Source organism: Actinosynnema sp. (assembly GCF_052038725.1).
On sequence record NZ_JBQGCX010000926.1, the window covers coordinates 1 to 1,785 of the forward strand.

The window sequence follows — 1,785 nt, forward strand, 5'->3', positions numbered from 1 at the left end:
CCGGAGGACGCGCCGCCGTGCGACGCGCCGCCGGAGGACGGACCGAGGGACGACGGGCCGTCGGGTGGCGGGCCGTCGGGTGACGGGCTGGCGAGCGCTCGGGCCGGTGGGTCGTCGGTGTCGCCGGGCACGGGGCCTCCGAGGGGCTGGAGCTGGGGACCGGGTCGGTTGTGGACAGTCGAGCACCGCGCGAGGCCCTCCCGCACTGGTCGGCTCCACCGGACGCCCACACCCCGGCAACCAGCTCGCCGGTGGGCGGTTCGTTACCCGGTGGTGGAACCGCGGATTGCCGCTGCCCGGCGGGCTTCCTAGCGTGGGCTGCGGATCGTCACCGCCGCGCGGGGAACCGGCTTCGCGCCGCCCGACGGCCGGGGAGGTCGTGGCCTGATGCTCGACGCGATCGTGATGGGTGGTGGGCCCGCCGGGGCCGTCTGCGCCGCGGTGCTCGCCCGGCAGGGCCGCTCGGTGCTGGTGCTGGAGCGGCAGGAGTTCCCCCGCTTCCACATCGGCGAGTCGATGCTGCCGTACATGGTGGGCCTGCTGGAGCGGCACGGCCTGCTCGACGCGGTGCGGGAGCAGGGCTACGTCGTCAAGCGCGGCGGCGAGTTCATCGACCCGACCGGCACGAAGTTCTTCCGCGCCGGGGTGTTCCGCGCCGACTTCGCCAAGACCGGCGACGGCCGCCACCACGAGACGTTCCAGGTCGAGCGCTCGCACTTCGACCGGGTGAACCTGGACCAGGCGCGCGCGGCGGGCGCGACCGTGCGGGAGGGCGCGCAGGTCGTCGGGCTGCTGGAGGAGGGCGGCCGGGTGGTGGGCGTGCGCTACCGCGAGGGCGGGGTCGAGCGCGAGGAGCGCGCCCGGTACGTGGTGGACGCCACCGGCCGGGCGGGCGTGGTCGCCAACCGGTTCGGGCTGCGGCGGATGATCGAGGACCTGCGCATGGTGGCGGTGTTCCACCACCGCGACGGGCTGGACGAGGCGCACAACCCCGGCCACGAGGGCGACATCCAGGTCGGCAGCCACTCGGACGGGTGGATCTGGGCGATCCCCCTGTCGGCGGACCGGATCAGCGTCGGCACGGTCATGCACCGCGACCGGCTGCGCGGGCGCACCCCGGCCGAGGCGTTCGCCGAGCACGTCGAGCGGGTGCCCAGGATCAACCAGCGGCTCACCGGCACCTCCGCGACCTCGGACTTCTGGGTGGAGACCGACTACAGCTACCACTCCGACCAGGTCACCGGCCCCGGCTGGGTGATGGTCGGGGACGCGGGCTGCTTCGGCGACCCCATGTTCTCCGGCGGGGTGCTGGTGGGCATGGCCACGGGCGCGGAGGCCGCCGAGGCGCTCGGGCGGGCGCTCGACTCGCCCGCCGACGAGGAGCAGGCGCTCACCGGCTACTCGAACTTCTTCAAGACCGGCTACGACACGTACGTGCGGCTGATCTTCTCCTTCTACGAGGGCGAGCTGCTGCCCGCGCTGGCCGAGGCGCACTCGGAGGCGGGGAACCTCTCCGAGGCGGACATGGAGATGTACGTGGTGCGGCTGCTCGGCGGCGACTTCTGGAGCGCGCGCAACCCGGTGGCGAACGCGCTGCGCGCGAACCCGGCGTGGTCGACGTTCTCGCCGTTCGAGCCGGTGCACCGCTGCCCGGTGTACCCCGAGCTGGACGTGGCGGAGCTGGGCGGGCTCGCGGGCGCGGTCGGCCGGTGAGCCGGGACGGGGTGGTCGAGCGGGTCCCGGTGCTGGTGGTCGGCGCGGGGCCGACCGGGCTGGCGCTGGCGT

General features: G+C 74.7%; 1 protein-coding gene. It reads left to right on the plus strand.

Annotated features, from left to right (window positions below):
• The first annotated feature begins 387 nt into the window (after positions 1–387).
• Positions 388–1,713 carry an NAD(P)/FAD-dependent oxidoreductase gene (locus ACTUAL_RS19535; protein WP_440901260.1) on the plus strand — a complete coding sequence of 442 codons (1,326 nt, stop codon included), beginning with the start codon at positions 388–390 and terminating at the stop codon, positions 1,711–1,713.
• The last annotated feature ends 72 nt before the right edge of the window (positions 1,714–1,785 follow it).